Raw genomic sequence first — 21,204 nt, 5'->3', positions numbered from 1 at the left:
GTCAGCGCGCGGCGGCGGCGAGGGAGTCCCGGGCGGCGGCGACGACGGCCTCCGGCGTGAAACCGAACTCGCGGAAGAGGACCTTCGCGTCGGCCGAGGCGCCGAAGTGCTCCAGCGACACGATCCGGCCCGCGTCACCGACGTAGCGGTGCCAGGTCAGGCCGATGCCCGCCTCGACCGCGACCCGGGCCTTGACGGAGGGCGGCAGGACGCTGTCCTTGTACGCCTGGTCCTGCTCCTCGAACCACTCCACGGACGGCATCGAGACCACGCGGGTGGGGATGCCGGCGGCCTGGAGCTGCTCGCGGGCCTCGACGGCCACGTGCACCTCGGAGCCGGTGCCGATGAGGACGACCTGGGCGTCGCCGCCTTCCGCCTCGAAGCGCACGTAGCCGCCCTTGACGGTGTTCTCGTCGGCCTCGTACGTCGGCACGCCCTGACGGGTGAGGGCCAGACCGTGCGGGGTGCCCTTGCCGAACACCTTCGTGTGGCGCTTGAGGATCTCGCGCCAGGCGATCGCGGTCTCGTTGGCGTCGGCCGGGCGGACGATCGTCAGGCCCGGGATGGCGCGCAGCGAGGCCAGGTGCTCGACCGGCTGGTGGGTCGGGCCGTCCTCGCCGAGGCCGATGGAGTCGTGCGTCCACACGTAGGTCACCGGCAGGTGCATCAGGGCGGACAGGCGCACGGCGTTGCGCATGTAGTCGGAGAACACCAGGAAGGTGCCGCCGTAGATACGGGTGTGGCCGTGCAGCGCGATGCCGTTCATGGCGGCGGCCATGGCGTGCTCGCGGATGCCGAAGTGGATGGTGCGGCCGTACGGGTCGGCCTCCGGCAGCGGGTTGCCCACCGGAAGGAACGAGGAGTCCTTGTCGATGGTGGTGTTGTTGGAGCCGGCCAGGTCGGCCGAGCCGCCCCACAGCTCCGGGATGACCGCGCCGAGCGCCTGGAGCACCTTGCCGGAGGCGGCGCGGGTGGCGAGGGACGTGCCGGCCTCGAAGACGGGGAGCTGCTCCTCCCAGCCCGCGGGCAGTTCGTTCGCGTTGATCCGGTCGAAGGAGGCGGCGCGCTCCGGGTTGGCGGTGCGCCAGGCGGAGAAGTCCTTCCCCCAGGCGGCCTTGGCCTCGCGGCCCCGGTCCAGCGCCTTGCGGGTGTGGGCGATGACCTCGTCGGCGACCTCGAAGGTCTGCTCCGGGTCGAAGCCGAGCACGCGCTTGGTGGCCGCGACCTCGTCGTCGCCGAGTGCAGAGCCGTGGGCGGCCTCGGTGTTCTGGGCGTGCGGAGCGGGCCAGGCGATGATCGAGCGGGCCGCGATGAAGGACGGCCGGTCCGTGACGGCCTTGGCGGCCTGGAGCGCGGCGAACAGGGCCTTCGGGTCGAGGTCGCCGTTCTCCTGCTGCTCGACGCGCTGGACGTGCCAGCCGTAGGCCTCGTAGCGCTTCATGGTGTCCTCGGAGACGGCCGTCTCCGTGTCACCCTCGATGGAGATGTGGTTGTCGTCCCAGAGGAGGACGAGGTTGCCGAGCTTCTGGTGGCCGGCCAGCGCGGACGCCTCGTGGGAGATGCCCTCCTGGAGGCACCCGTCGCCCGCGATCGCGTAGACCATGTGGTCGAACGGGGAGGTGCCCGGGGCCGCCTGCGGGTCGAAGAGGCCGCGCTCGTAGCGGGCGGCCATGGCCATGCCCACCGCGTTGGCGACACCCTGCCCGAGGGGGCCGGTGGTGGTCTCGACGCCGGCCGTGTGGCCGTACTCCGGGTGGCCCGGGGTCTTGGAGCCCCAGGTGCGGAAGGACTTCAGGTCGTCCAGTTCGAGCCCGAACCCGCCCAGGTACAGCTGGGTGTAGAGGGTCAGGGACGAGTGCCCCGCGGAGAGCACGAAACGGTCGCGGCCCACCCACTCGGGGTCCGCCGGGTCGTGCCGCATCACCTTCTGGAAGAGGGTGTACGCGGCGGGCGCCAGGCTCATCGCCGTACCGGGGTGGCCGTTTCCGACCTTCTGGACCGCGTCGGCGGCCAGGATGCGGGCGGTGTCGACGGCCCGCTGGTCCAGTTCGGTCCACTCGAGCTCTGTGGTGGTCGGCTTGGTGCTCACCTGGGTCAGGGCTCCTCTCCACAAGTTCGTGTCCCGGTGACGAACGGTGCACCGGCGATTCCGAGCCTACCCCCGCAACGGCGTGCAGCTATTCGAGTGCAGGCGGTCCGTCATCGCGCCGCCCACCCGCGTTCACCCGGCCACGGGGGCGCGGCGGACGCCGTGCCCCGTATGTATGCACGGTCCGATCGGCCCAACACGAGGCGACCCCGGCGCGGGGCGACGGAAGCGCAACGTCTACAGTGGCGTGGTACGCGCAAGCCTTAACCGGGCCTTCATGGTGTGAAGGGCCCGAGTCGGAGCTTGCTGGATTCTCTCTCAGGGGTGTGCGTGACGGCCGTCGAATCCCGTCCAGCGGGGGTGCTCGGGACGAGCCCCGGTCACCGGCCGTTCGGGACCCGCGTCATGGCTTTCGTGGCATTGACCAAGCCGCGGATCATCGAACTTCTGCTGATCACCACAGTGCCGGTCATGTTCCTCGCGGAGCAGGGCGTGCCGTCGCTGTGGCTGGTCCTGGTGACCTGCGTCGGCGGTTACCTGTCCGCGGGCGGCGCCAACGCGCTGAACATGTACATCGACCGCGACATCGACGCGCTGATGGACCGGACCTCCCAGCGCCCGCTGGTGACCGGCATGGTCAGCCCGCGGGAGTGCCTGGTCTTCGGCATCACGCTCGGCGTGGTCTCCACCCTGTTCTTCGGCCTGCTCGTCAACTGGCTGTCGGCCGCGCTCTCCCTCGGCGCGCTCCTCTTCTACGTGGTCGTCTACACGATGCTGCTGAAGCGGCGCACGACCCAGAACATCGTCTGGGGCGGCATCGCGGGCTGCCTGCCGGTGCTCATCGGCTGGTCCGCGGTCCGCAACGAGGTCTCCTGGGCCGCCGTCATCCTCTTCCTCGTCATCTTCTTCTGGACGCCGCCGCACTACTGGCCGCTGTCGATGAAGGTGGCCGACGACTACGCGCGCGTCGGCGTGCCGATGCTCCCGGTCGTCGCCGGCAACAAGGTCGTCGCGCGCCAGATCGTCCTCTACAGCTGGGTCATGGTCGGCGTCTCGCTGCTGCTGACCCCGCTGGGGTACACCGGCTGGTTCTACACCTCGGTCGCGCTGCTGGCCGGCGGCTGGTGGCTGTGGGAGGCGCACGCGCTGCACGCGCGGGCCAAGGCGGGCGTGACGGGCGCGAAGCTCAAGGAGATGCGCCTGTTCCACTGGTCGATCACCTATGTGTCGCTGCTGTTCGTGGCGGTGGCCGTGGATCCCTTCCTCCGTTGATTACTCGCCGGTAGCATGGCTTCCATGGGAGACACCGCAGACACCGCGGCCGCCGCAGGCGCCGCGGACAAGAAGCAGGACCGTACGGCCGCGAAGCTGGCCCGGCAGATCGGCGCCTTCGCCAAGCAGCACGGCGGCGCCGAGGGCCAGCTCGCCCACATCGGCCAGGCCGGCACCCGCATCGTGCTCGTGGGCACGGACGGCGGCTGGGGCGACCTGGTGGCCCCGACCTTCGCGGTGGCGCAGCTGGCCGCTCAGAAGGCCGGGCTGACCCTCCACGACGAGTTCGACGGGGAGTTCGCCGCGCGCGTGCGGACGGGCCCGTACGAGTGGTCGCGGATGGCCGGCCTCCAGCTCGGCGGAACCCCGAACCCGGCGGCCTGACCGGCCCGGACCGGCATCCGGGGCGCCGGCGTGCGCCCTCGGTCAACAGCCCGAGCAACACCTCACACCCCGCTCACCCGTTAGGACGTGTGGAAGCGCCTTCCCCACGTCCGCAACGGGATGCCCGGATGATCGAAACGCCGCCCCTGGTGGACCAGTACTGCCACGGAGTCCTCCGTACGGAGCTGGGCCTGGGCACCTTCGAGGCCCAGCTGATCCGCTCGGCCGGCCCGCCCGCCGCCGGCACCACCTTCTTCGACACCCAGACCGGTTTCGCGGTCCGCCGCTGGTGCCCGCCGTTGCTGGGGCTGGAGCCGCACGCCGCCCCCGCCCGCTATCTGGCCCGGCGCCGCGAGCTGGGCCCGGCCGAGTCCGCGCGGCGGCTGCTGCGGGGGTCCGGGGTCGCCGCCTACCTGGTCGCCGCCGGCCCGGCCGAGGACCTCACCGCGCCCAAGGAGATGGCGCTCGCCGCCGACGCCGAGGCCTTCGAGACCGTACGGCTGGAGTCACTGGCCGAACAGGTCGCCGACACCTCCGGGACGGTGGCCGCCTTCCTCGCCAATCTGGCCGAGGCGATCCACCACGCTGCCTCGGGTGCCGCGGCCTTTGCCTGCTCCGCGACCCCGGCCCGTCCCGACGGCGCGCAGGGCACGGGCCTGGATTCCGATCCGCCCGGTCCGGGAGAGGTGCGCGGAGCGGCCGGACGCTGGCTGGCCGGGCGGCCGCGCGGGGGAGCCGTGGCGGACCCCGTACTCCTGCGGCACCTGCTCTGGAGCGCGGTGGCGTCCGGGCTGCCGCTCCAACTGCACACGGGCGCGGGGGATCCCGCGGTGCTGACCGGATTCGTACGGGCCACCGCGGGTTTCGGCACCCGGCTGGTGCTGCTCGGCGGATATCCGCACCACCGGCACACGGCGCGGCTCGCGGAGGCCTTCCCGCACGTCTACGCCGACGCCGGCGCGGGCCTGGGGCGGACCGGGGCGCGGGCCGCGGCGGTCCTGGCCGAGCTGCTGGAGCTCGCCCCGTTCGGGAAGGTGCTGTTCTCCAGCGGGGGGCGGCGGCTGCCCGAACTGCACGCGGTGGGCGCCCTGGTGTTCCGCGAGGCGCTGGCCCGGGTGCTGGGCGGCTGGGTCGCCGAGGGGTCCTGGTCCTGGCGGGACGCGGAGCGGGTGGCGGCCATGGTCGCGGCGGGCAACGCCCGCCGCGTCTATCGGCTGGACCAGCCGTGAGGACGGCCCGGAGCGGACGGCCGGGACGGCTCAGACGGTGGAGAGCCGGGCGTCCGCGGGAGCGGGTGTGCCCGCTTCGGTGGCCGGCCGTTCCCGCAGGCTCAGGGCCAGCCGGAGCACGGCGACCCACACCAGGCAGGAGCCCAGCATGTGCACGGCGACCAGGACCTCGGGCACGTCGGTGAAGTACTGCACGTAGCCGATGCCGCCCTGGGCGAGCAGGACGAGCAGCAGGTCGCGGGCGCGCGCCCGGGTGTCGGCGGGTGCGTCGACCACGCGCAGCACCAGCCACATCGCGACGGCCAGCGCGCAGACCAGCCAGGCGGCGATCGCGTGCACGTGCGCGGTGACCTCCCAGTCGAAGGGCATCCGCTTGATCTCGCTGCTGTCGCCGGCGTGCGGGCCGGAGCCGGTGACCACCGTGCCCGCGGCGATCAGCACGAGGGTGCTGGCGATCAGGGCCCACGACAGCTTGCCCACCGGGCCGGGGACGCGCGGGCGGGGGGCGGTGTCGCCCTCGCCGGCGCGCTGCCAGGTGAGGGTCGTCACCGCGATCAGCGTGGTGGCGAGGAGGAAGTGCCCGGCCACGCTGTAGGGGTTGAGGCCCGTCAGCACGGTGATGCCGCCGAGCACGGCGTTGCTCATCACGATGGCGAACTGGAGCCAGCCGAGCCTGGTCAGCGAGTGGCGCCAGGGCTCGGCCGAGCGCGCCGCGAGGATCACCCAGCCGACGGCGGCACAGAGCACGTACGTCAGCATCCGGTTGCCGAACTCGATGGCGCCGTGGAAGCCCTGCTCCTGCGTCACGATCAGGCTGTCGTCGGTGCACTTGGGCCAGGTGTCGCAGCCGAGACCGGATCCGGTCAGTCGCACCGCGCCGCCGGTGACGACGATGGCCACGCTCATGACGAGCGCGGCGAGCGCGGCCCGCCGGACGATCCGGGGTGACGGGGTCCAGCGGCTGGCGATGAATGCGAGGGGGTTCAACACGCCCCATATCGTAGGCGACCCCTTGTGCAAACTTTCACGAGGGGGTGGGGGGCGGTGCGTCGGGGGCGGAGAGCAGCCGGAACCTGGCCCCGGCGGGGTCGCCCTCCTCGTGCCACCAGAGCAGCACCCGCCAGTGCGCGGCGTCGCCCGGATGGTCCGGCGACAGCGTGAAGCCGCGTACCAGGGAGGATGCGACGTCCTGGGCCGTCCGGTTCCGCACCTCCGTGGCACCGCGCCAGGGGTGCGGGAGCGCGTGCCACAACCCGTCGGCGCCGCGGACGTCGAAGCGCCACACCGCGAGCCAGGGGGTGACCTCCAGCATCGTGCGCACCTGCTCGGCGCCGAGGTGCAGCCGGGATGCGATCTCGGGCTCCTCCACCGACCGGATGCGGGCGGCCACCACGGCCCGGGGCAGCAGCCGCTCGGGCAGCAGGCCCCGTGTGCGCAGGCCCACCAGCTCGTCGAAGGCCAGGTAGCGCAGGCGCAGCTCCAGCTGGCGGCCGATGTGGTCGAGGGCCTCTTCGGCGGCCTCGGCCTCCTCCGCGGCGGGATCGGCCAGGAGCAGCCGGCGGAAGTCGGCCTCCGCGTCCACGGCCCAGGCCACCGCGTCCTCGGTGAGGCCCAGCTCGGCGAGGCGGTCCCCGAGGAACACCTTGGCCTGGGCGAGGCCCTGCCGGTTGACCGGATCCCGCTGGTCCAGTCCGGCCCAGACCTCCACCGCGGTACGGGTGAGGTCCCGGGCGCGCTCGCCGGCGGCCCGCTCCATGGCGCTGGGGCCCTGGTCGGCGGCCGCGCCCAGCGGGTGCCGCGGCAGCCGGTCCGCGTCGCTCAGCGGCCAGGCCAGCCACACCCCGTGGTTGATCAGCCCGCGGGCGTACCAACGGGCGTACTCCGGGGTGTGCCGGGCGGCGCGTTCGGAACTGCGCAGACCCTCCTCGATGGTGGCGAGGGCGCCCGCGCGGTCCCCCGCGGCGAACCGCAGGGCCGCCCGGTCGGCGAGGCGCAGCCCCAGCAGCGCGGTGCACTCGGGGTCGTCGGTGAGCGCGCGCAGGGCCCCGATCAGCTCGTCGAGGAGCCCCTCCTGCTCCGCCGGCTCCGCCTGTGCGACCCCCGCCCGCACCCGCGCCCACCGCTCGTCCAGCCGAAGAACGGCCTCCCGCTGCACCATGTCCGCCCCCCGGCTTCATGTGTGGAGGCGCCCATCCTCGCGGCTGCGCCGCCGCGAGGGAAAGGGTTTCATTCCCAGCGGAAGAGGCGCGCGGCGGCGCCCAGACCGAGTACGGCCCAGGCCGTGAGCACGGCCGCGTCACCCCACGGCAGCGCCGCTCCCTGCTGGAGCACCTCGCGCAGACCGTTGGAGAGGGCCGAGATGGGCAGCAGCCCCAGGACGGACTGAACGGCGCCCGGGAACTTCTCCATCGGCACGATCACCCCGCCGCCGACCAGCAGCAGCAGGAACACCAGGTTGGCCGCGGCCAGGGTGGCTTCTGCCTTCAGGGTCCCGGCCATCAGCAGTCCGAGCCCCGAGAAGGCGGCGGTGCCCAGCAGGACCAGCGCGGCGACCGACAGCGGGTCCCCCTGCGGGGACCAGCCCAGCGCGAGGGCGATCGCCGTCAGCAGGGCGATCTGCAGCACCTCGGTGACCAGCACCGAGAGGGTCTTGGCGGCCATCAGAGCCCAGCGCGGCAGCGGGGAGGCCCCGAGCCGCTTGAGCACGCCGTAGCGGCGGTCGAAGCCGGTGGCGATGGCCTGGCCGGTGAACGCGGTGGACATCACGGCGAGGGCGAGGATGCCGGGGGCGAGGAAGTCCACCGATTCCCCGGCACCCGTGTCGACGATGTCGACGGCGGAGAACAGCACCAGGAGCAGCGCCGGAATGATCACGGTGAGCAGCAACTGCTCGCCGTTGCGCAGCAGCATCCGGGTCTCCAGCGCCGTCTGCGCGAGGATCATGCGGGACACGGGCGCGGCCCCCGGGCGGGGGGTGAACGTACCGGCGCTCATGCGCGCAGCTCCTTACCGGTCAGTTCCAGGAAGACGTCTTCGAGGGTGTGCCGCTCCACCGACAGGCTGTCGGGCATCACACCGTTCTGTGCGCACCAGGAGGCGACGGTGGCCAGCAGCTGCGGGTCCACCTCGCCGGTCACCCGGTAGACGCCCGGGGTGACCTCGGCCGCCTGGGTGCCGTCGGGCAGCGCCTTCAGCAGAGAGGGGAGGTCCAGGGCGGGGCGACCGGTGAAACGCAGGGTGTTCTCGGCGCCGCCGCGGCACAGCTGCTCGGGGCTGCCGTGGGCGATGACCCGGCCCGCGTCCACGATGGCGACCTCGTCCGCGAGCTGTTCGGCCTCGTCCATGTGGTGGGTGGTGAGGACGACGGTGACCCCGTCGGCGCGCAGCTCCCGTACGAGGTCCCAGGTGGCACGGCGGGCCTGCGGGTCCAGGCCGGCGGTGGGCTCGTCGAGGAAGACCAGCTCGGGGCGGCCCACGACGGCCATGGCCAGGGCCAGGCGCTGTTGCTGGCCGCCGGAGAGCCGCCGGTAGGGGGTGCGGCCGCAGCTGCCCAGGCCGAGGCGTTCCACCAGGACGTCGGGGTCGAGCGGGTGCGCGTACAGCTTGGCCATGTGGCGCAGCATCTCGACGGCGCGGGCCCCGGAGTAGACGCCTCCGGACTGGAGCATCACGCCGGTCCGCGGGCGCAGCGCCTCGGCCTGGGTCACCGGGTCCAGGCCGAGGACGCGGACGGTGCCGGCGTCGGGGCGGTGGTAGCCCTCGCAGGTCTCCACCGTGGTGGTCTTGCCCGCGCCGTTGGGACCGAGGACCGCGGTGACGGAGGCCCTGCGGACGGTGAGGTCCAGCCCGTCCACCGCGGTCTTGGCGCCGTACCGCTTCACCAGTCCGCGGATCTCCACGGCGGGGTCGTTGCTCATGGTGGGTGAGTCTACGGAGCTGCGGGCAGGGCCCCGGGTGCCGGGTGGCCGGGAGCCGGGCCCCCGGGTGCCGGAGCGGTGGGGTGCCGGACGCCCGGGATGCGCGGGCAGAGCTGGCGGACACGGCTTTTTCCAGCCCGGCGGACAGGCGCGGCCGATCCGGTTTCGGTGATCTTCTCCCCGTGCCGGCGGGCCGGACGCCCGGGCCGGCCGGGGGTGCGTGCGTGCTGGTGGGAGCCGCGCGGCGGCCCCGGAGCAACAACGGGAGCCATTCGGAATAATCTCTTCCGAATAACTCTCCGTAGATAAATAAGGTAACCCTTAGTGATGGAGGCCACCAGGCGTGGCGTCCGTCACGGCTTGTCCGAGCTCGGTTAATTACGCAACAATGGCGTTGTGAAATACGGCGAACGGCAGAACGAGGCCCCCCAGGGGGAGCTCACCACCGGGGAGCGGTCAACCCGCAACCGGGTGGCGCGCTCGATCCTGGACCACGGCCCGTCCACCGTCGCCGACCTCGCGCAGCGCCTCGGCCTCACCCAGGCCGCCGTCCGCCGCCACCTCGACACGCTCGTCGCCGACGACGTGGTCGAAGCCCGTGAGCGGCGTGTGTACGGAGCGCGGACCCGGGGTCGGCCCGCCAAGGTCTTCGCGCTCACCGACTGCGGCCGCGACGCCTTCGACCAGTCCTACGACACGCTCGCCGCGGACGCCCTGCGCTGGATCGCGCAGTCCGTCGGCGGCGGCGAGCAGGGCGAGGCGGCCGTCGCCGCCTTCGCCAAGGCCCGGATGGAAGCGCAGGCGCAGACCTACCGGGAGGCCGTCGAGGCGGCCGCCCCCGGGGGTCGCGCGGAGGCCCTTGCCAAGGCGTTGACGCAGGACGGGTACGCTGCTACGGCGAAGAGCGCTCCCGGTCCGCACAGCGGTGAACAGCTCTGCCAGCACCACTGCCCGGTCGCCCACGTGGCCGAGCAGTTCCCGCAGCTCTGCGAGGCGGAGACCGAGGTCTTCTCACGCCTGCTCGGGACGCACGTGCAGCGCCTCGCCACGATCGCCCATGGCGACGGAGTGTGCACGACGTTCATTCCGCGCAGCGCGGGCACCACACAGACCGACACATCAGTATCTGCAAGTACGGCCGGGAGGAACCCCGCATGACCACGGAGACCGCTCACCCTGAGCTCGATGGCCTGGGCACCTATGAATACGGCTGGGCCGACTCCGACGCGGCCGGTGCCGCCGCCAAGCGGGGTCTGTCCGAGGACGTCGTCCGCGACATCTCGGCGAAGAAGTCCGAGCCGGAGTGGATGCTGAACCTCCGCCTCAAGGGCCTGAGGCTGTTCGACAAGAAGCCCATGCCGATGTGGGGCTCCGACCTCTCGGGCATCGACTTCGACAACATCAAGTACTTCGTGCGCTCCACCGAGAAGCAGGCCGCTTCCTGGGAGGACCTGCCCGAGGACATCAAGAACACGTACGACAAGCTCGGCATCCCGGAGGCGGAGAAGCAGCGCCTCGTCGCCGGTGTCGCGGCCCAGTACGAGTCCGAGGTCGTCTACCACCAGATCCGTGAGGACCTGGAGGAGCAGGGCGTGATCTTCCTCGACACGGACACCGCGCTCAAGGAGCACCCGGAGCTCTTCCAGGAGTACTTCGGCACGGTCATCCCGGTCGGCGACAACAAGTTCGCGTCGCTGAACACCGCGGTGTGGTCCGGCGGCTCGTTCATCTACGTCCCCAAGGGTGTCCACGTGGACATCCCGCTCCAGGCCTACTTCCGCATCAACACGGAGAACATGGGCCAGTTCGAGCGGACGCTGATCATCGTCGACGAGGACGCCTACGTCCACTACGTCGAGGGCTGCACCGCCCCGATCTACTCCTCGGACTCCCTGCACAGCGCCGTCGTCGAGATCATCGTGAAGAAGGGCGGCCGCTGCCGCTACACGACGATCCAGAACTGGTCGAACAACGTCTACAACCTGGTCACCAAGCGCGCCGTGGCGTACGAGGGCGCGACCATGGAGTGGATCGACGGCAACATCGGTTCCAAGGTCACCATGAAGTACCCGGCCGTGTACCTGATGGGCGAGCACGCCAAGGGCGAGACCCTGTCCATCGCCTTCGCGGGCGAGGGACAGCACCAGGACGCCGGCTCCAAGATGGTCCACATGGCGCCGAACACCTCCTCGAACATCGTCTCCAAGTCGGTGGCCCGTGGCGGTGGCCGCACCTCCTACCGCGGTCTGGTCGAGATCGGCGAGGGCGCCGCCGGTTCCAAGTCCAATGTGCTGTGCGACGCGCTGCTCGTGGACACGATCTCCCGCTCGGACACGTACCCGTACGTCGACGTCCGCGAGGACGACGTGACGATGGGCCACGAGGCGACCGTCTCCAAGGTCTCCGACGACCAGCTCTTCTACCTCATGCAGCGCGGCCTCACCGAGTTCGAGGCCATGGCCATGATCGTGCGCGGCTTCGTCGAGCCGATCGCGAAGGAGCTGCCCATGGAGTACGCGCTGGAGCTCAACCGGCTGATCGAGCTGCAGATGGAGGGCTCGGTCGGCTGACCCACCGACCGCCCGAGCACCGCAGCACCTCGACGATTCTGTAGACGTAGGAAGAGAGCAAGACGACAGCCATGGCTGAGGCTCAGAACGCCCCCAAGAACCTGACGGTTCAGGGCGGTACCCCCGCGGCGGGCTCCACCACCGCCGGCGCGATCGCGGTGGCCGCCGAATCCACCGTCGCCACCCGGATGAGCGCGCCCCCGTCCTTCGACGTGGCCGACTTCCCGGTTCCGCACGGCCGTGAGGAGGAGTGGCGGTTCACCCCGCTCGCCCGCCTCCGGGGCCTGCACGACGGCACAGCGGTCGCGGACGGCACCATGAAGGCCCAGATCGACGCCCCCGAGGGCGTCATCGTCGAGTCCGTGGAGCGCGGCGACGAGCGGATCGGCAAGGCCGGCACCCCCGTCGACCGCGTCGCCGCACAGGCCTTCTCCTCCTTCGCCAAGGCCACGGTCGTCACCGTGCCGAAGGAGACCGTGCTCACCGAGCCGATCCGGGTCGCCCTGCACGGTGAGGGCGGCACGACCTTCGGCCACACCGTCTTCGACGTGAAGCCCTTCGCCGAGGCGATCATCGTGATCGACCACACCGGCGACGGCGTGCGCGCCGCCAACGTGGACCTCCTCGTCGGCGACGGCGCCAAGGTGACCTTCGTGTCCGTCCAGGACTGGGACGACACCGCCGTCCACACCTCGCAGCACAACGCCCTCATCGGCCGCGACGCGAGCTTCAAGTCCGTGGTTGTCACCTTCGGCGGCGACCTCGTCCGCCTGCACCCGCGCGTCACCTACGCCGGCCCCGGCGGCGAGGCCGAGATGCTCGGCTTGTACTTCACGGACGCGGGCCAGCACCAGGAGCACCGCCTCCTGGTCACGCACGACGCGCCGCACTGCACGTCGAACGTGGTCTACAAGGGCGCCCTGCAGGGGCAGGACGCCCACGCCGTCTGGATCGGCGACGTGCTCATCGAGAAGAGCGCCGAGGGCACCGATACGTACGAGATGAACCGCAACCTCGTCCTCACCGACGGCGCGCGGGTCGACTCCGTGCCGAACCTGGAGATCGAGACCGGCGAGATCGTCGGTGCCGGACACGCCTCCGCGACCGGCCGCTTCGACGACGAGCAGCTCTTCTACCTGCAGGCCCGTGGCATCCCGGCCGACGAGGCCCGCCGCCTGGTCGTCCGCGGCTTCTTCGCCGAGCTCGTCCAGCAGATCGGTGTCGACGACATCGAGGAGCGACTGATCTCCAAGATCGAGGCCGAGCTCCAGGGTTCCGTCTGATGAACTACGTCAAGGCCTGCGCGCTGAGCGAGCTGGAGGAGAACACCCCCAAGCGGGTGGAGCTCGACGGTACGCCGGTGTCCATCGTCTCCACCGACGGGGAGGTGTTCGCCATCAACGACATCTGCTCGCACGCGAACGTCTCGCTCTCGGAGGGCGAGGTCGAGGACTGCATGATCGAGTGCTGGCTGCACGGGTCGGCCTTCGACCTGCGCACCGGAAAGCCCTCCGGTCTGCCCGCGACGCGCCCCGTCCCCGTATACCCCGTAAAGATCGAAGGGGACGACGTGCTCGTCTCCCTCACCCAGGAGTCCTGAGGTATCCATGGCAACGCTTGAAATCCACGACCTGCACGTCTCCGTCGAGGCCGAGAACGGCGCCCGCGAGATCCTCAAGGGCGTCGACCTCACCGTCAAGCAGGGTGAGACGCACGCCATCATGGGTCCGAACGGCTCCGGCAAGTCCACGCTGGCGTACTCCCTCGCCGGGCACCCGAAGTACACGATCACCGGCGGCACGGTGACCCTCGACGGCGAGGACGTCCTGGAGATGTCCGTCGACGAGCGCGCCCGCGCCGGCGTCTTCCTCGCCATGCAGTACCCGGTCGAGGTCCCCGGCGTCTCGGTCTCCAACTTCCTGCGCACCTCCGCCACCGCCATCCGCGGCGAGGCGCCGAAGCTGCGCACCTGGGTGAAGGAGGTCAAGTCCGCGATGGAGCAGCTCCAGATGGACCCGGCCTTCGCCGAGCGCAACGTCAACGAGGGCTTCTCCGGCGGTGAGAAGAAGCGCCACGAGATCCTCCAGCTGGAGCTTCTGAAGCCGAAGATCGCGATCCTCGACGAGACCGACTCGGGCCTCGACGTCGACGCCCTGCGCATCGTCTCCGAGGGCGTCAACCGCGTCCGCGAGACCGGTGAGGTCGGCACCCTGCTGATCACCCACTACACGCGCATCCTGCGCTACATCAAGCCCGACTTCGTGCACGTGTTCGCGAACGGCCGCATCGCCGAGTCCGGTGGCGCCGAGCTCGCCGACCAGCTGGAGAACGAGGGCTACGACAAGTACGTGAAGGGTGGCGCGACCGCGTGACACAGCTGCCTGGCCTCCTCGACATCGAGGCGATCCGCAAGGACTTCCCCCTGCTGGATCGTGTGGTCCACGACGGGAAGAAGATCGTTTACCTGGACAACGCCGCGACCTCGCAGAAGCCGCGCCAGGTGCTCGACGCGCTGAACGAGTACTACGAGCAGCACAACGCGAACGTCCACCGCGGCGTGCACGTGCTCGCAGAGGAGGCCACGGCGCTGTACGAGGGCGCCCGCGACAAGGTCGCCGCCTTCATCAACGCGCCGAGCCGCGATGAGGTGATCTTCACCAAGAACGCCTCGGAGTCGCTCAACCTGGTCGCGAACATGCTCGGCTGGGCGGACGAGCCCTACCGGGTCGACCGCGAGACCGAGATTGCCATCACGGAGATGGAGCACCACTCCAACATCGTGCCGTGGCAGCTGCTCGCGCAGCGCACCGGCGCGAAGCTGAAGTGGTTCGGCCTCACCGACGACGGCCGGCTCGACCTGTCCGACATCGAAGAGGTCATCACGGAGAAGACGAAGATCGTCTCCTTCACGCTGGTCTCCAACATCATGGGCACGGTCAACCCGGTCGAGGCGATCGTCCGGCGCGCCCAGGACGTGGGCGCGCTGGTGCTGATCGACGCCTCCCAGGCTGCCCCGCACATGCCCCTGGACGTGCAGGCACTCGGTGCCGACTTCGTGGCCTTCACCGGTCACAAGATGTGCGGACCGACGGGCATCGGCGTCCTGTGGGGCCGCCAGGAGCTCCTGGAGGACCTGCCTCCGTTCCTCGGCGGCGGCGAGATGATCGAGACCGTGTCGATGCACGCCTCGACCTACGCCCCCGCGCCGCACAAGTTCGAGGCGGGCACGCCCCCGATTGCCCAGGCCGTCGGCCTCGGCGCGGCCGTGGACTACCTGACCTCGATCGGCATGGACAAGATCGCCGCGCACGAGCACGCGATCACCGAGTACGCGATCAAGCGCCTCGCAGAGGTGCCTGACCTGCGGATCATCGGCCCGACCACGGCCGAGGACCGCGGAGCCGCGATCTCCTTCGTGCTCGGCGACATCCACCCGCACGACGTCGGCCAGGTGCTGGACGAGCAGGGCATCGCGGTCCGCGTGGGACACCACTGCGCGCGTCCCGTCTGCCTGCGCTACGGAATTCCGGCGACGACGCGAGCGTCTTTCTACCTGTACTCCTCTCCGGCCGACGTCGACGCGCTGGTCGACGGGCTGGAGCACGTACGGAACTTCTTCGGCTGACGGACGAGGCGACGAGGACGCAGTGAAGCTGGATTCGATGTACCAGGAACTGATCCTGGACCACTACAAGCACCCGCACGGTCGTGGCCTGCGCGACGGCGACGCCGAGGTGCACCACGTCAACCCGACGTGCGGCGACGAGATCACGCTGCGCGTGAAGTACGACGGTGAGAAGCTGACGGATGTCAGCTACGAGGGCCAGGGCTGCTCCATCAGCCAGGCCAGTGCCTCCGTGCTGAACGAGCTGCTCGTGGGCAAGGAACTGGCCGAGGCGCAGAAGATCCAGGCCGTGTTCCTGGAGATGATGCAGTCCAAGGGCAAGATCGAGCCCGACGAGGCCATGGAGGAGGTGCTGGAGGACGCGGTCGCGTTCGTCGGCGTCTCCAAGTACCCGGCCCGTGTGAAGTGCGCCCTGCTGAGCTGGATGGCGTGGAAGGACGCGACCGCCCAGGCTCTGGGCGACGCGGAGAGGAAGACGGCATGACCGAGAACGCGACGCCCGAGGCGTCGACCAAGCCGGCCACCGAGGAGGAGGTCCGTGAGGCCCTCTACGACGTCGTCGACCCCGAGCTGGGCATCGACGTCGTCAACCTGGGCCTGATCTACGGCATCCACATCGACGACGCGAACATCGCCACCCTCGACATGACCCTGACCTCGGCGGCCTGCCCGCTGACGGACGTCATCGAGGACCAGGCGAAGTCCGCGACGGACGGCATCGTCAACGAACTCCGGATCAACTGGGTCTGGATGCCGCCGTGGGGCCCCGACAAGATCACGGACGATGGCCGCGAGCAGCTCCGCGCGCTCGGCTTCAACGTCTGAACCACCCCGCTCGCACAGGAGGTCCCCCGGCACGCCCGTGCCGGGGGACCTCGCTGCTTTCCGGGTCCCCGGCTGTGTCCCGGCTCGGAGGGCCGTGCTCCCGGAGGGCCGTCCTTGCGGCGGTCGGTCGGGGCGTGCGGCCGCCTTCGTGTGTACGGGTGTACGCATCGATGTGTACCTTTGTACGCATGCCCTATGTCCTGCTCGCCGCAGCCATCGCCGCCGAGGTCGCCGGCACCACCGCCATGAAGTACAGCGACGGCTTCACGAAGCTGTGGCCGTCGCTCGGCACCCTGCTGGGATACGCCATAGCCTTCACCCTGCTCGCGCAGACGCTGAAGTCCATGTCGGTCGGCACGGCCTACGCGATATGGGCCGGCGTCGGCACCGCCGCCATCGCCGCGATCGGCATGGTGTTCCTGGGGGAGGCGGCCACCGCGGCGAAGATCGCCGGGATTGCCCTCGTGATCGGAGGGGTGGTCCTGCTGAACCTGGGCGGGGCGCACTGATGCCGCGGGGCGGGCGCCGCTACGACCCGGACCGGCGGCAGCGGATCATCGACGCCGCGCTGCGGGTGGTGGGAGCCAAGGGCATCGCCGGGCTGAGCCACCGCAGTGCGGCAGCGGAGGCCGACGTGCCGCTGGGCTCGACGACGTACCACTTCAAGACGCTGGACGATCTGCTGGTCGCGGCGCTGCGGCAGACGAACGAGGGCTTCGCGCAGGCGGTCGCCGACTCGCCCGCGCTGACCGACCCCGAGGCGGACCTCGCCGGGGCGCTGGCCCGCCTCCTGGGGGAGTTCCTGGCGGCGGACCGGGGTCGGGTCGAGTTGGAGTACGAGCTCTACCTGGCGGCGCTGCGGCGCCCGGCCCTGCGGCCGGTGGCCGCCGAGTGGTGTGCAGCAGCGTCCGAGGCGTTGACCCCGCGGACCGACCCGGTCACGGCCCGGGCGCTGGTGGCCGTGATGGACGGCGTCATCCTGCAGGTCCTGTTGGCGGATGCCGAGTACGACGAGTCGTACGCCCGCGAGGTCCTGGCCCGGGTGTTGAGCTAGGTGTTCTGTCCAGGGAGGCCGGCGGCGCGGACGGCCGACAGGGCCGCCCGCACGCTCGCCTCGATGTCGCGGATCGGGTAGATCACCTCGCGCACCGTGCGGTCGCGGTCCACGACCAGGGTCAGCCGCTTGATCCGGCTCACTCCCGCCGCGCGGAACGTCGGCAGGCGCAGCGCGGCCGTCAGGCCCAGATCGGCGTCCGAGAGGAGCGGGAAGCGCAGTAGCTCGTGCTCCGCGAACTCCCGCTGTTCGTCGGGGCGCTGGGTCGAGACCCCGTGCACGGTGGCGCCGGCGGCCGTGAACTCGGCGAGCTGGTCGCGGTACGTGCAGGACTCGAAGGTGCACCCTTTGGCGCCCGGGATCCCGCCCCAGCCGGGTGGGTAGGACTCGGCCCGCGCGTAGGCGCCGGGGAAGAAGTACAGGACCGTGAACGCGGTGTCCGCCACCGGGTCGCTGAGCCCGCCGAATCGGTCCGGCAGCAGCAGCGGCGGCACGCGGGTGCCCCGCAGTGCGTGCACCCGTTCCGCCTCGTGCGATGCCTCGTCGGTCGTCGCCGTCATCTCTCCCTCTCCCAGGACCCAGGTGTCACCCCAGTCCTGGAGGGCCACCAGGACCGGCAGCAGCCCCCGCCCGCGCGGGGTCAGCCGGTACTCGTGCCGCACCGGACGTTCCTGGTACGGCTCCCGCGACAGCACCCCGGCCTCGACGAGCAGCTTCAGCCGCTCCGCGAGCACCTTGCGGGACACGCCCAGCTCGCGCTGGAGCTCGTCGAAGCGGTGCAGGCCGCGTGCCGCGTCGCGCACGATCAGCAGCGTCCACCAGTCGCCCACCACGTCGAGGGCCTGGGCGATGGCGCAGTCCGCGTCGCCGAGGTGTGTGCGCTGGGCCATGGGAGCTCCTTTGTCCGTTGACCCAAGGCTGTCATGCTGACATAGTCCGTTCCCAAAGGGAACTTACTGGTCTGAGGTGGGGGGACACGGGTGTGCTGCAGGGGTTCAAGGACATACCGAGGGTCGTGTGGCTGCTGGCCGCGGGGGTCTTCGTCAACGCCGTCGTCAGCTTCACCTTCGTCTTCGTCTTCCTCTACCTGACCGGCCCGCGGGGACTCGACGCCGCCCAGGCCGGCCTCGTCAGCGGCATCAGCGGGCTCGGTCTGGTCGCGGGAAACTTCAGCGGCGGCTGGTACGGGGACCGCTTCGGCCACCGCCGGGTGCTCCTCGCCGCCGCCACGCTCGGCGGACTGGCCCTCGCGGCCTTCCCGCTGCTGCCCACTCCGCTCCTCTTCCTGGCCATGCCGGTGGCCCAGTACGCCTCCGGCGTGATCCGGGCCGCCAACTCCGCACTCGTCGCGGTCGTCGTCCCGGAGGGGGGCCGCCGCCAGGCCTTCGCCCTCGTGCGCTGCGCGTCCAACGGCGGCTTCACCCTCGGGCCTCCGCTGGGCGCCCTGATCGCGACCGGACTCTCCTACGACTGGCTCTTCGTCGCCGACGGCGCCGGAACCCTGTTCTTCGCCCTGTGGACCGCCCGCGTCGTCCCGGCACGCGGCGCCGGGCGCCGGACCTCCGCGGCCCCGGACGGGGGTCGGGGCCGCGGACTCGTCGCCGAACTGCGCTCCCGGCCCGCGCTGCTGGTGCTGCTCGGCGCGATCCTGGTGACCGACGTCGTCTACCGCCAGCAGTACTCCACCTTCCCCGTCTTCCTCGCCGACCACGGCCTGGACCCGCGCGCCTTCGGCCTCGTGATCGCCCTCAACGGCGGGGTGATCCTCCTGTTGGAGCTGCCCGCCGCCGCGGCCCTGCGCGAGCGGCCGGCGCTGCCGGTGATCGCCGCCGGGCTGGTGCTGGTCGGCGCCGGGTACGCGGCACTGCTGCTCGGTGCGGGCGTCGCGAGCGCCGTGGCGATGATGGTCCTGCTGAGCCTCGGGGAGATCCTCTACAAGACGACCGCCACCGCGTACGTCGCCGACGAGTCGCCCGAGCACGCCGTCGGACGGTTCCAGAGCCTGTACGCGGGGATCTCGGTCAGCGGGGTCGTCATCGGCCCGCCGCTGGGCGGAGCGCTCTACTCGGCCGCGCCCGGGCTGCTGTGGCCGCTGTGCGCCGGGCTTGCGGGCGCGGCGGGCGCGGCGGTGCTGTACGCCTGGGCCCGTCCGCGGCGACACGAGGCCCGACCGGCACATGAGACCGGTTCGCAACCTCAGGCCGTCGCCGGTTAGGTTTCGGGCATGACTGCTACGCGTACCACCGGCGCCGTCGCCGCCGGACTTGCCACCATCACCGCCGACGGCACCGTCCTCGACACCTGGTTCCCCGCCCCCGAGCTGGTCGCCGAGCCCGGCCCGGCCGGCACCGAGCGCCTCACCGCCGAGCAGGCCGTGGAGCACCTCGGCGCCGCCGCGGCCAAGGCGATCCGTACGGACGCGGTCCGCGGCGTCGAGGTCGTAGCCGTCCGCACGGTGATCGCCTCCCTTGAGGACAAGCCGCTGGACGCGCACGACGCGTACCTGCGCCTGCACCTGCTCAGCCACCGCCTGGTCAAGCCGCACGGCCAGAACCTCGACGGCGTCTTCGGCCTGCTGACCAACGTCGCCTGGACCTCTCTGGGCCCGGTCGCCGTCGACCAGGTCGAGACCGTCCGCCTCAACGCCCGCGCCGAGGGCCTGCACCTCCAGGTCACCTCGATCGACAAGTTCCCGCGGATGACCGACTACGTCGCCCCCAAGGGCGTGCGCATCGCCGACGCCGACCGCGTCCGGCTCGGCGCGCACCTCGCCGAGGGCACCACCGTCATGCACGAGGGCTTCGTCAACTTCAACGCCGGTACCCTGGGCACCTCCATGGTCGAAGGCCGCATTTCCGCGGGCGTCGTCGTCGGCGACGGCTCCGACATCGGCGGCGGCGCCTCCACCATGGGCACCCTCTCGGGCGGCGGCAAGCAGATCATCTCGATCGGCGAGCGCACCCTGATCGGCGCCGAGGCGGGCATCGGCATCGCCCTCGGCAACGAGTGCGTGGTCGAGGCCGGCCTCTACGTCACCGCCGGCACCCGCGTCACCCTGCCGGACGGCCAGGTCGTCAAGGCCCTGGAGCTCTCCGGCGCCGACAACATCCTCTTCCGCCGCAACTCGGTGACCGGTGCCGTCGAGGCCCGCCCGTACAAGGCCAACTGGGGCGGCCTGAACGAGGTCCTGCACAGCCACAACTGATCACCGGCGGCCGTACCCGTCGCGCAGCGCCCTCCCCGAGCCGCCGTGGCCCGCCGGGAGGGCGCCTTGGCGTGGGCAGGGCCGGGCGGTGCGGCGCGCGGGGCGCGCGGGGTGCGGCCCGGGTGCCGCAGGCGCTCAGTGCAGGGGCATCCGGCGGATCAGGCCCGCGAAGGCCTGCTCCTCGGCCTCGGTCAGCTGGACCGACTCCATCGGGTGCGCGGCCGAGGTGCGCTGGGCCGGGATCATCGGCAGGGCCTCGGCCGCGGCGGGCTCCGGCCGGTGGATGCGGCTGTCCCACAGCGTGTGGCCCAGGCCGACCACCCAGACGAGCGCTGCCGCGAACAGGACGGCGAGACCGGTTTCCTGGGCGAGGGCGATCGAGGGGAACACCAGGATCCTCCAGGGATGCGGGCGGCGCGTGCGACGGGCCGGGACAAGATCGGGCGTGCAGACACTCAACACCACAACCGGTCGATTCGGTAGGGATGTGGCGAGCGTCACGCCAGGGTCGAAAGTCCCCATCTTGCCCGGGGCCCGCCCGTCACGGCCGTTCCAGTGGCAGCTTGAACCCCTCGTGGCTGCGCGCGAAGCCCAGCCGCTCGTAGAAGCGGTGGGCCGCCGTGCGCCGCTTGCTGCTGGTGAGCTGGACCAGGCCGCAGCCGCGCCCGCGGGCCCGCTCGACGGCCAGCCGCATCAGCTCCGCGCCCACCCCTTCGCCCCGCCGGTCCGCGCGGACCCGTACGGCCTCCACCAGGGCACGCTCCCGACCGCCCCGGCCCAGACCCGGTATGTACGTCAGCTGCAGGCAGCCGAGGATCACCTCGCCCCTCTCCGCATCCACAGCCGTATCCGCATCCCGGTCCGTGAGGACCGGCATCTCGTTGCGGGCGTCCGACTCGATCGCGGCGAAGGCCCGCTCGTGCTCCTCGCTGACCGCCGTCGCGGCCGGGTCGAGAACCCGGTCCTCGTCGGCGAGCAGGGCGAGTACGGCCGGAAGGTCACGGCGGGTGGCGACACGGAAGATCATGACGGGA

At 71.4% G+C, this 21,204-nt stretch carries 23 protein-coding genes; 15 read left to right on the top strand and 8 right to left on the bottom strand.

Annotated features, from left to right (window positions below):
- Window position 1: 1 nt before the first annotated feature.
- Window positions 2–2,089, bottom strand: a complete 2,088-nt coding sequence (gene tkt, locus R4Z63_RS07475) for a transketolase (RefSeq protein WP_384454305.1) — start codon at window positions 2,087–2,089, stop codon at window positions 2–4.
- 324 nt (window positions 2,090–2,413) lie between these two features.
- Here tkt and R4Z63_RS07470 point away from each other — a divergent pair, with 324 nt between their 5' ends.
- The 3 genes from R4Z63_RS07470 (at window position 2,414) to R4Z63_RS07460 (ending at window position 4,974) form a co-directional block, all read left to right on the top strand.
- Window positions 2,414–3,361, top strand: a complete 948-nt coding sequence (locus tag R4Z63_RS07470) for a heme o synthase (RefSeq protein ID WP_078557166.1) — start codon at window positions 2,414–2,416, stop codon at window positions 3,359–3,361.
- 24 nt (window positions 3,362–3,385) lie between these two features.
- Complete coding sequence (locus R4Z63_RS07465; RefSeq protein WP_236647869.1) at window positions 3,386–3,745, top strand: hypothetical protein; 360 nt, start codon at window positions 3,386–3,388, stop codon at window positions 3,743–3,745.
- Window positions 3,746–3,873: 128 nt separating this feature from the next.
- Entirely contained in the window at window positions 3,874–4,974 is a 1,101-nt protein-coding gene (locus R4Z63_RS07460; RefSeq protein WP_384454301.1) for an amidohydrolase family protein, read from the top strand.
- Between the two features lie 30 nt (window positions 4,975–5,004).
- On the opposite strand, the gene R4Z63_RS07455 is transcribed toward R4Z63_RS07460, so the two are convergent.
- The 4 genes from R4Z63_RS07455 to R4Z63_RS07440 all read right to left on the bottom strand — a co-directional run bounded on the left by R4Z63_RS07455 (window position 5,005) and on the right by R4Z63_RS07440 (window position 8,891).
- Window positions 5,005–5,964, bottom strand: a complete 960-nt coding sequence (locus R4Z63_RS07455; protein WP_052031355.1) for a COX15/CtaA family protein — start codon at window positions 5,962–5,964, stop codon at window positions 5,005–5,007.
- Between the two features lie 34 nt (window positions 5,965–5,998).
- Window positions 5,999–7,132, bottom strand: coding sequence for a hypothetical protein (locus R4Z63_RS07450; RefSeq protein ID WP_384454298.1), 1,134 nt, complete (start codon window positions 7,130–7,132; stop codon window positions 5,999–6,001).
- 68 nt (window positions 7,133–7,200) lie between these two features.
- Window positions 7,201–7,968, bottom strand: coding sequence for an ABC transporter permease (locus R4Z63_RS07445; protein ID WP_037930101.1), 768 nt, complete (start codon window positions 7,966–7,968; stop codon window positions 7,201–7,203).
- Entirely contained in the window at window positions 7,965–8,891 is a 927-nt protein-coding gene (locus R4Z63_RS07440; RefSeq protein ID WP_037930104.1) for an ABC transporter ATP-binding protein, read from the bottom strand. The genes R4Z63_RS07445 and R4Z63_RS07440 overlap by 4 nt, the downstream gene beginning before the upstream one ends.
- Before the next feature lie 396 nt (window positions 8,892–9,287).
- Between R4Z63_RS07440 and R4Z63_RS07435 the strand changes: the two genes are divergently transcribed.
- From R4Z63_RS07435 to R4Z63_RS07390, 10 genes are all read left to right on the top strand, one after another.
- The gene (locus R4Z63_RS07435) at window positions 9,288–10,049 is read left to right on the top strand and encodes a helix-turn-helix transcriptional regulator (RefSeq protein ID WP_384454293.1); all 762 of its coding nucleotides are present in this window, start codon (window positions 9,288–9,290) and stop codon (window positions 10,047–10,049) included.
- Window positions 10,046–11,461, top strand: a complete 1,416-nt coding sequence (gene sufB / locus R4Z63_RS07430) for a Fe-S cluster assembly protein SufB (protein ID WP_037930110.1) — start codon at window positions 10,046–10,048, stop codon at window positions 11,459–11,461. The genes R4Z63_RS07435 and sufB overlap by 4 nt, the downstream gene beginning before the upstream one ends.
- Window positions 11,462–11,532: 71 nt before the next feature.
- Window positions 11,533–12,744 (top strand): Fe-S cluster assembly protein SufD, encoded by a 1,212-nt coding sequence (gene sufD / locus R4Z63_RS07425; RefSeq protein ID WP_037930113.1) that lies wholly within the window; start codon window positions 11,533–11,535, stop codon window positions 12,742–12,744.
- Window positions 12,744–13,061, top strand: coding sequence for a bifunctional 3-phenylpropionate/cinnamic acid dioxygenase ferredoxin subunit (locus R4Z63_RS07420; RefSeq protein WP_030027083.1), 318 nt, complete (start codon window positions 12,744–12,746; stop codon window positions 13,059–13,061). Before sufD ends, R4Z63_RS07420 begins: the two co-directional genes overlap by 1 nt.
- Before the next feature lie 7 nt (window positions 13,062–13,068).
- Window positions 13,069–13,833 carry a Fe-S cluster assembly ATPase SufC gene (sufC, locus tag R4Z63_RS07415; protein WP_030846240.1) on the top strand — a complete coding sequence of 255 codons (765 nt, stop codon included), beginning with the start codon at window positions 13,069–13,071 and terminating at the stop codon, window positions 13,831–13,833.
- On the top strand, window positions 13,830–15,086 hold the full coding sequence (locus R4Z63_RS07410) for a cysteine desulfurase (protein ID WP_030846237.1): 1,257 nt from the start codon (window positions 13,830–13,832) through the stop codon (window positions 15,084–15,086). The genes sufC and R4Z63_RS07410 overlap by 4 nt, the downstream gene beginning before the upstream one ends.
- 22 nt (window positions 15,087–15,108) lie before the next feature.
- A complete protein-coding gene (gene sufU / locus R4Z63_RS07405; protein ID WP_030846233.1) occupies window positions 15,109–15,570 on the top strand; it encodes a Fe-S cluster assembly sulfur transfer protein SufU in 462 nt (153 codons plus the stop codon).
- Complete coding sequence (locus tag R4Z63_RS07400; protein ID WP_030027092.1) at window positions 15,567–15,911, top strand: metal-sulfur cluster assembly factor; 345 nt, start codon at window positions 15,567–15,569, stop codon at window positions 15,909–15,911. The genes sufU and R4Z63_RS07400 overlap by 4 nt, the downstream gene beginning before the upstream one ends.
- A 188-nt stretch (window positions 15,912–16,099) precedes the next feature.
- The gene (locus tag R4Z63_RS07395; RefSeq protein WP_037930119.1) at window positions 16,100–16,420 is read left to right on the top strand and encodes a DMT family transporter; all 321 of its coding nucleotides are present in this window, start codon (window positions 16,100–16,102) and stop codon (window positions 16,418–16,420) included.
- Window positions 16,420–16,965 carry a TetR/AcrR family transcriptional regulator gene (locus R4Z63_RS07390; RefSeq protein ID WP_384454286.1) on the top strand — a complete coding sequence of 182 codons (546 nt, stop codon included), beginning with the start codon at window positions 16,420–16,422 and terminating at the stop codon, window positions 16,963–16,965. Before R4Z63_RS07395 ends, R4Z63_RS07390 begins: the two co-directional genes overlap by 1 nt.
- Here R4Z63_RS07390 and R4Z63_RS07385 read toward each other — a convergent pair.
- On the bottom strand, window positions 16,962–17,855 hold the full coding sequence (locus tag R4Z63_RS07385) for a winged helix-turn-helix transcriptional regulator (RefSeq protein ID WP_037930125.1): 894 nt from the start codon (window positions 17,853–17,855) through the stop codon (window positions 16,962–16,964). The genes R4Z63_RS07390 and R4Z63_RS07385 overlap by 4 nt on opposite strands.
- 95 nt (window positions 17,856–17,950) lie before the next feature.
- On the opposite strand from R4Z63_RS07385, the gene R4Z63_RS07380 reads away from it, so the two are divergent.
- Window positions 17,951–19,180: an MFS transporter gene (locus R4Z63_RS07380; RefSeq protein WP_384454313.1), complete on the top strand. Its 1,230-nt coding sequence runs from the start codon at window positions 17,951–17,953 to the stop codon at window positions 19,178–19,180.
- 9 nt (window positions 19,181–19,189) lie between these two features.
- A complete protein-coding gene (gene dapD / locus R4Z63_RS07375) occupies window positions 19,190–20,170 on the top strand; it encodes a 2,3,4,5-tetrahydropyridine-2,6-dicarboxylate N-succinyltransferase (protein ID WP_037930129.1) in 981 nt (326 codons plus the stop codon).
- A 135-nt stretch (window positions 20,171–20,305) separates the two neighbouring features.
- Here dapD and R4Z63_RS07370 read toward each other — a convergent pair whose 3' ends face one another.
- On the bottom strand, window positions 20,306–20,560 hold the full coding sequence (locus R4Z63_RS07370) for a hypothetical protein (RefSeq protein ID WP_384454282.1): 255 nt from the start codon (window positions 20,558–20,560) through the stop codon (window positions 20,306–20,308).
- Between the two features lie 151 nt (window positions 20,561–20,711).
- A complete protein-coding gene (locus R4Z63_RS07365; protein WP_384454279.1) occupies window positions 20,712–21,197 on the bottom strand; it encodes a GNAT family N-acetyltransferase in 486 nt (161 codons plus the stop codon).
- Window positions 21,198–21,204: the final 7 nt, after the last annotated feature.

This window comes from Streptomyces sp. PL-29 (assembly GCF_058344425.1).
The sequence above is the reverse complement of the archived record's forward strand: the minus strand, read 5'-3'. Positions and strand labels throughout refer to the sequence as shown.

Excerpts from the sequence above, each read along its gene's own strand:
- R4Z63_RS07465 (WP_236647869.1), top strand. The coding sequence starts at position 3,386 with ATGGGAGACACCGCAGACACCGCGGCCGCCGCAGGCGCCGCGGACAAG.
- R4Z63_RS07460 (WP_384454301.1), top strand. The coding sequence starts at position 3,874 with ATGATCGAAACGCCGCCCCTGGTGGACCAGTACTGCCACGGAGTCCTC.
- R4Z63_RS07450 (WP_384454298.1), bottom strand. The coding sequence starts at position 7,132 with ATGGTGCAGCGGGAGGCCGTTCTTCGGCTGGACGAGCGGTGGGCGCGG.
- R4Z63_RS07445 (WP_037930101.1), bottom strand. The coding sequence starts at position 7,968 with ATGAGCGCCGGTACGTTCACCCCCCGCCCGGGGGCCGCGCCCGTGTCC.
- R4Z63_RS07440 (WP_037930104.1), bottom strand. The coding sequence starts at position 8,891 with ATGAGCAACGACCCCGCCGTGGAGATCCGCGGACTGGTGAAGCGGTAC.
- sufB (WP_037930110.1), top strand. The coding sequence starts at position 10,046 with ATGACCACGGAGACCGCTCACCCTGAGCTCGATGGCCTGGGCACCTAT.
- sufD (WP_037930113.1), top strand. The coding sequence starts at position 11,533 with ATGGCTGAGGCTCAGAACGCCCCCAAGAACCTGACGGTTCAGGGCGGT.
- R4Z63_RS07420 (WP_030027083.1), top strand. The coding sequence starts at position 12,744 with ATGAACTACGTCAAGGCCTGCGCGCTGAGCGAGCTGGAGGAGAACACC.
- sufC (WP_030846240.1), top strand. The coding sequence starts at position 13,069 with ATGGCAACGCTTGAAATCCACGACCTGCACGTCTCCGTCGAGGCCGAG.
- R4Z63_RS07400 (WP_030027092.1), top strand. The coding sequence starts at position 15,567 with ATGACCGAGAACGCGACGCCCGAGGCGTCGACCAAGCCGGCCACCGAG.
- R4Z63_RS07395 (WP_037930119.1), top strand. The coding sequence starts at position 16,100 with ATGCCCTATGTCCTGCTCGCCGCAGCCATCGCCGCCGAGGTCGCCGGC.
- R4Z63_RS07390 (WP_384454286.1), top strand. The coding sequence starts at position 16,420 with ATGCCGCGGGGCGGGCGCCGCTACGACCCGGACCGGCGGCAGCGGATC.
- R4Z63_RS07385 (WP_037930125.1), bottom strand. The coding sequence starts at position 17,855 with ATGGCCCAGCGCACACACCTCGGCGACGCGGACTGCGCCATCGCCCAG.
- dapD (WP_037930129.1), top strand. The coding sequence starts at position 19,190 with ATGACTGCTACGCGTACCACCGGCGCCGTCGCCGCCGGACTTGCCACC.
- R4Z63_RS07365 (WP_384454279.1), bottom strand. The coding sequence starts at position 21,197 with ATGATCTTCCGTGTCGCCACCCGCCGTGACCTTCCGGCCGTACTCGCC.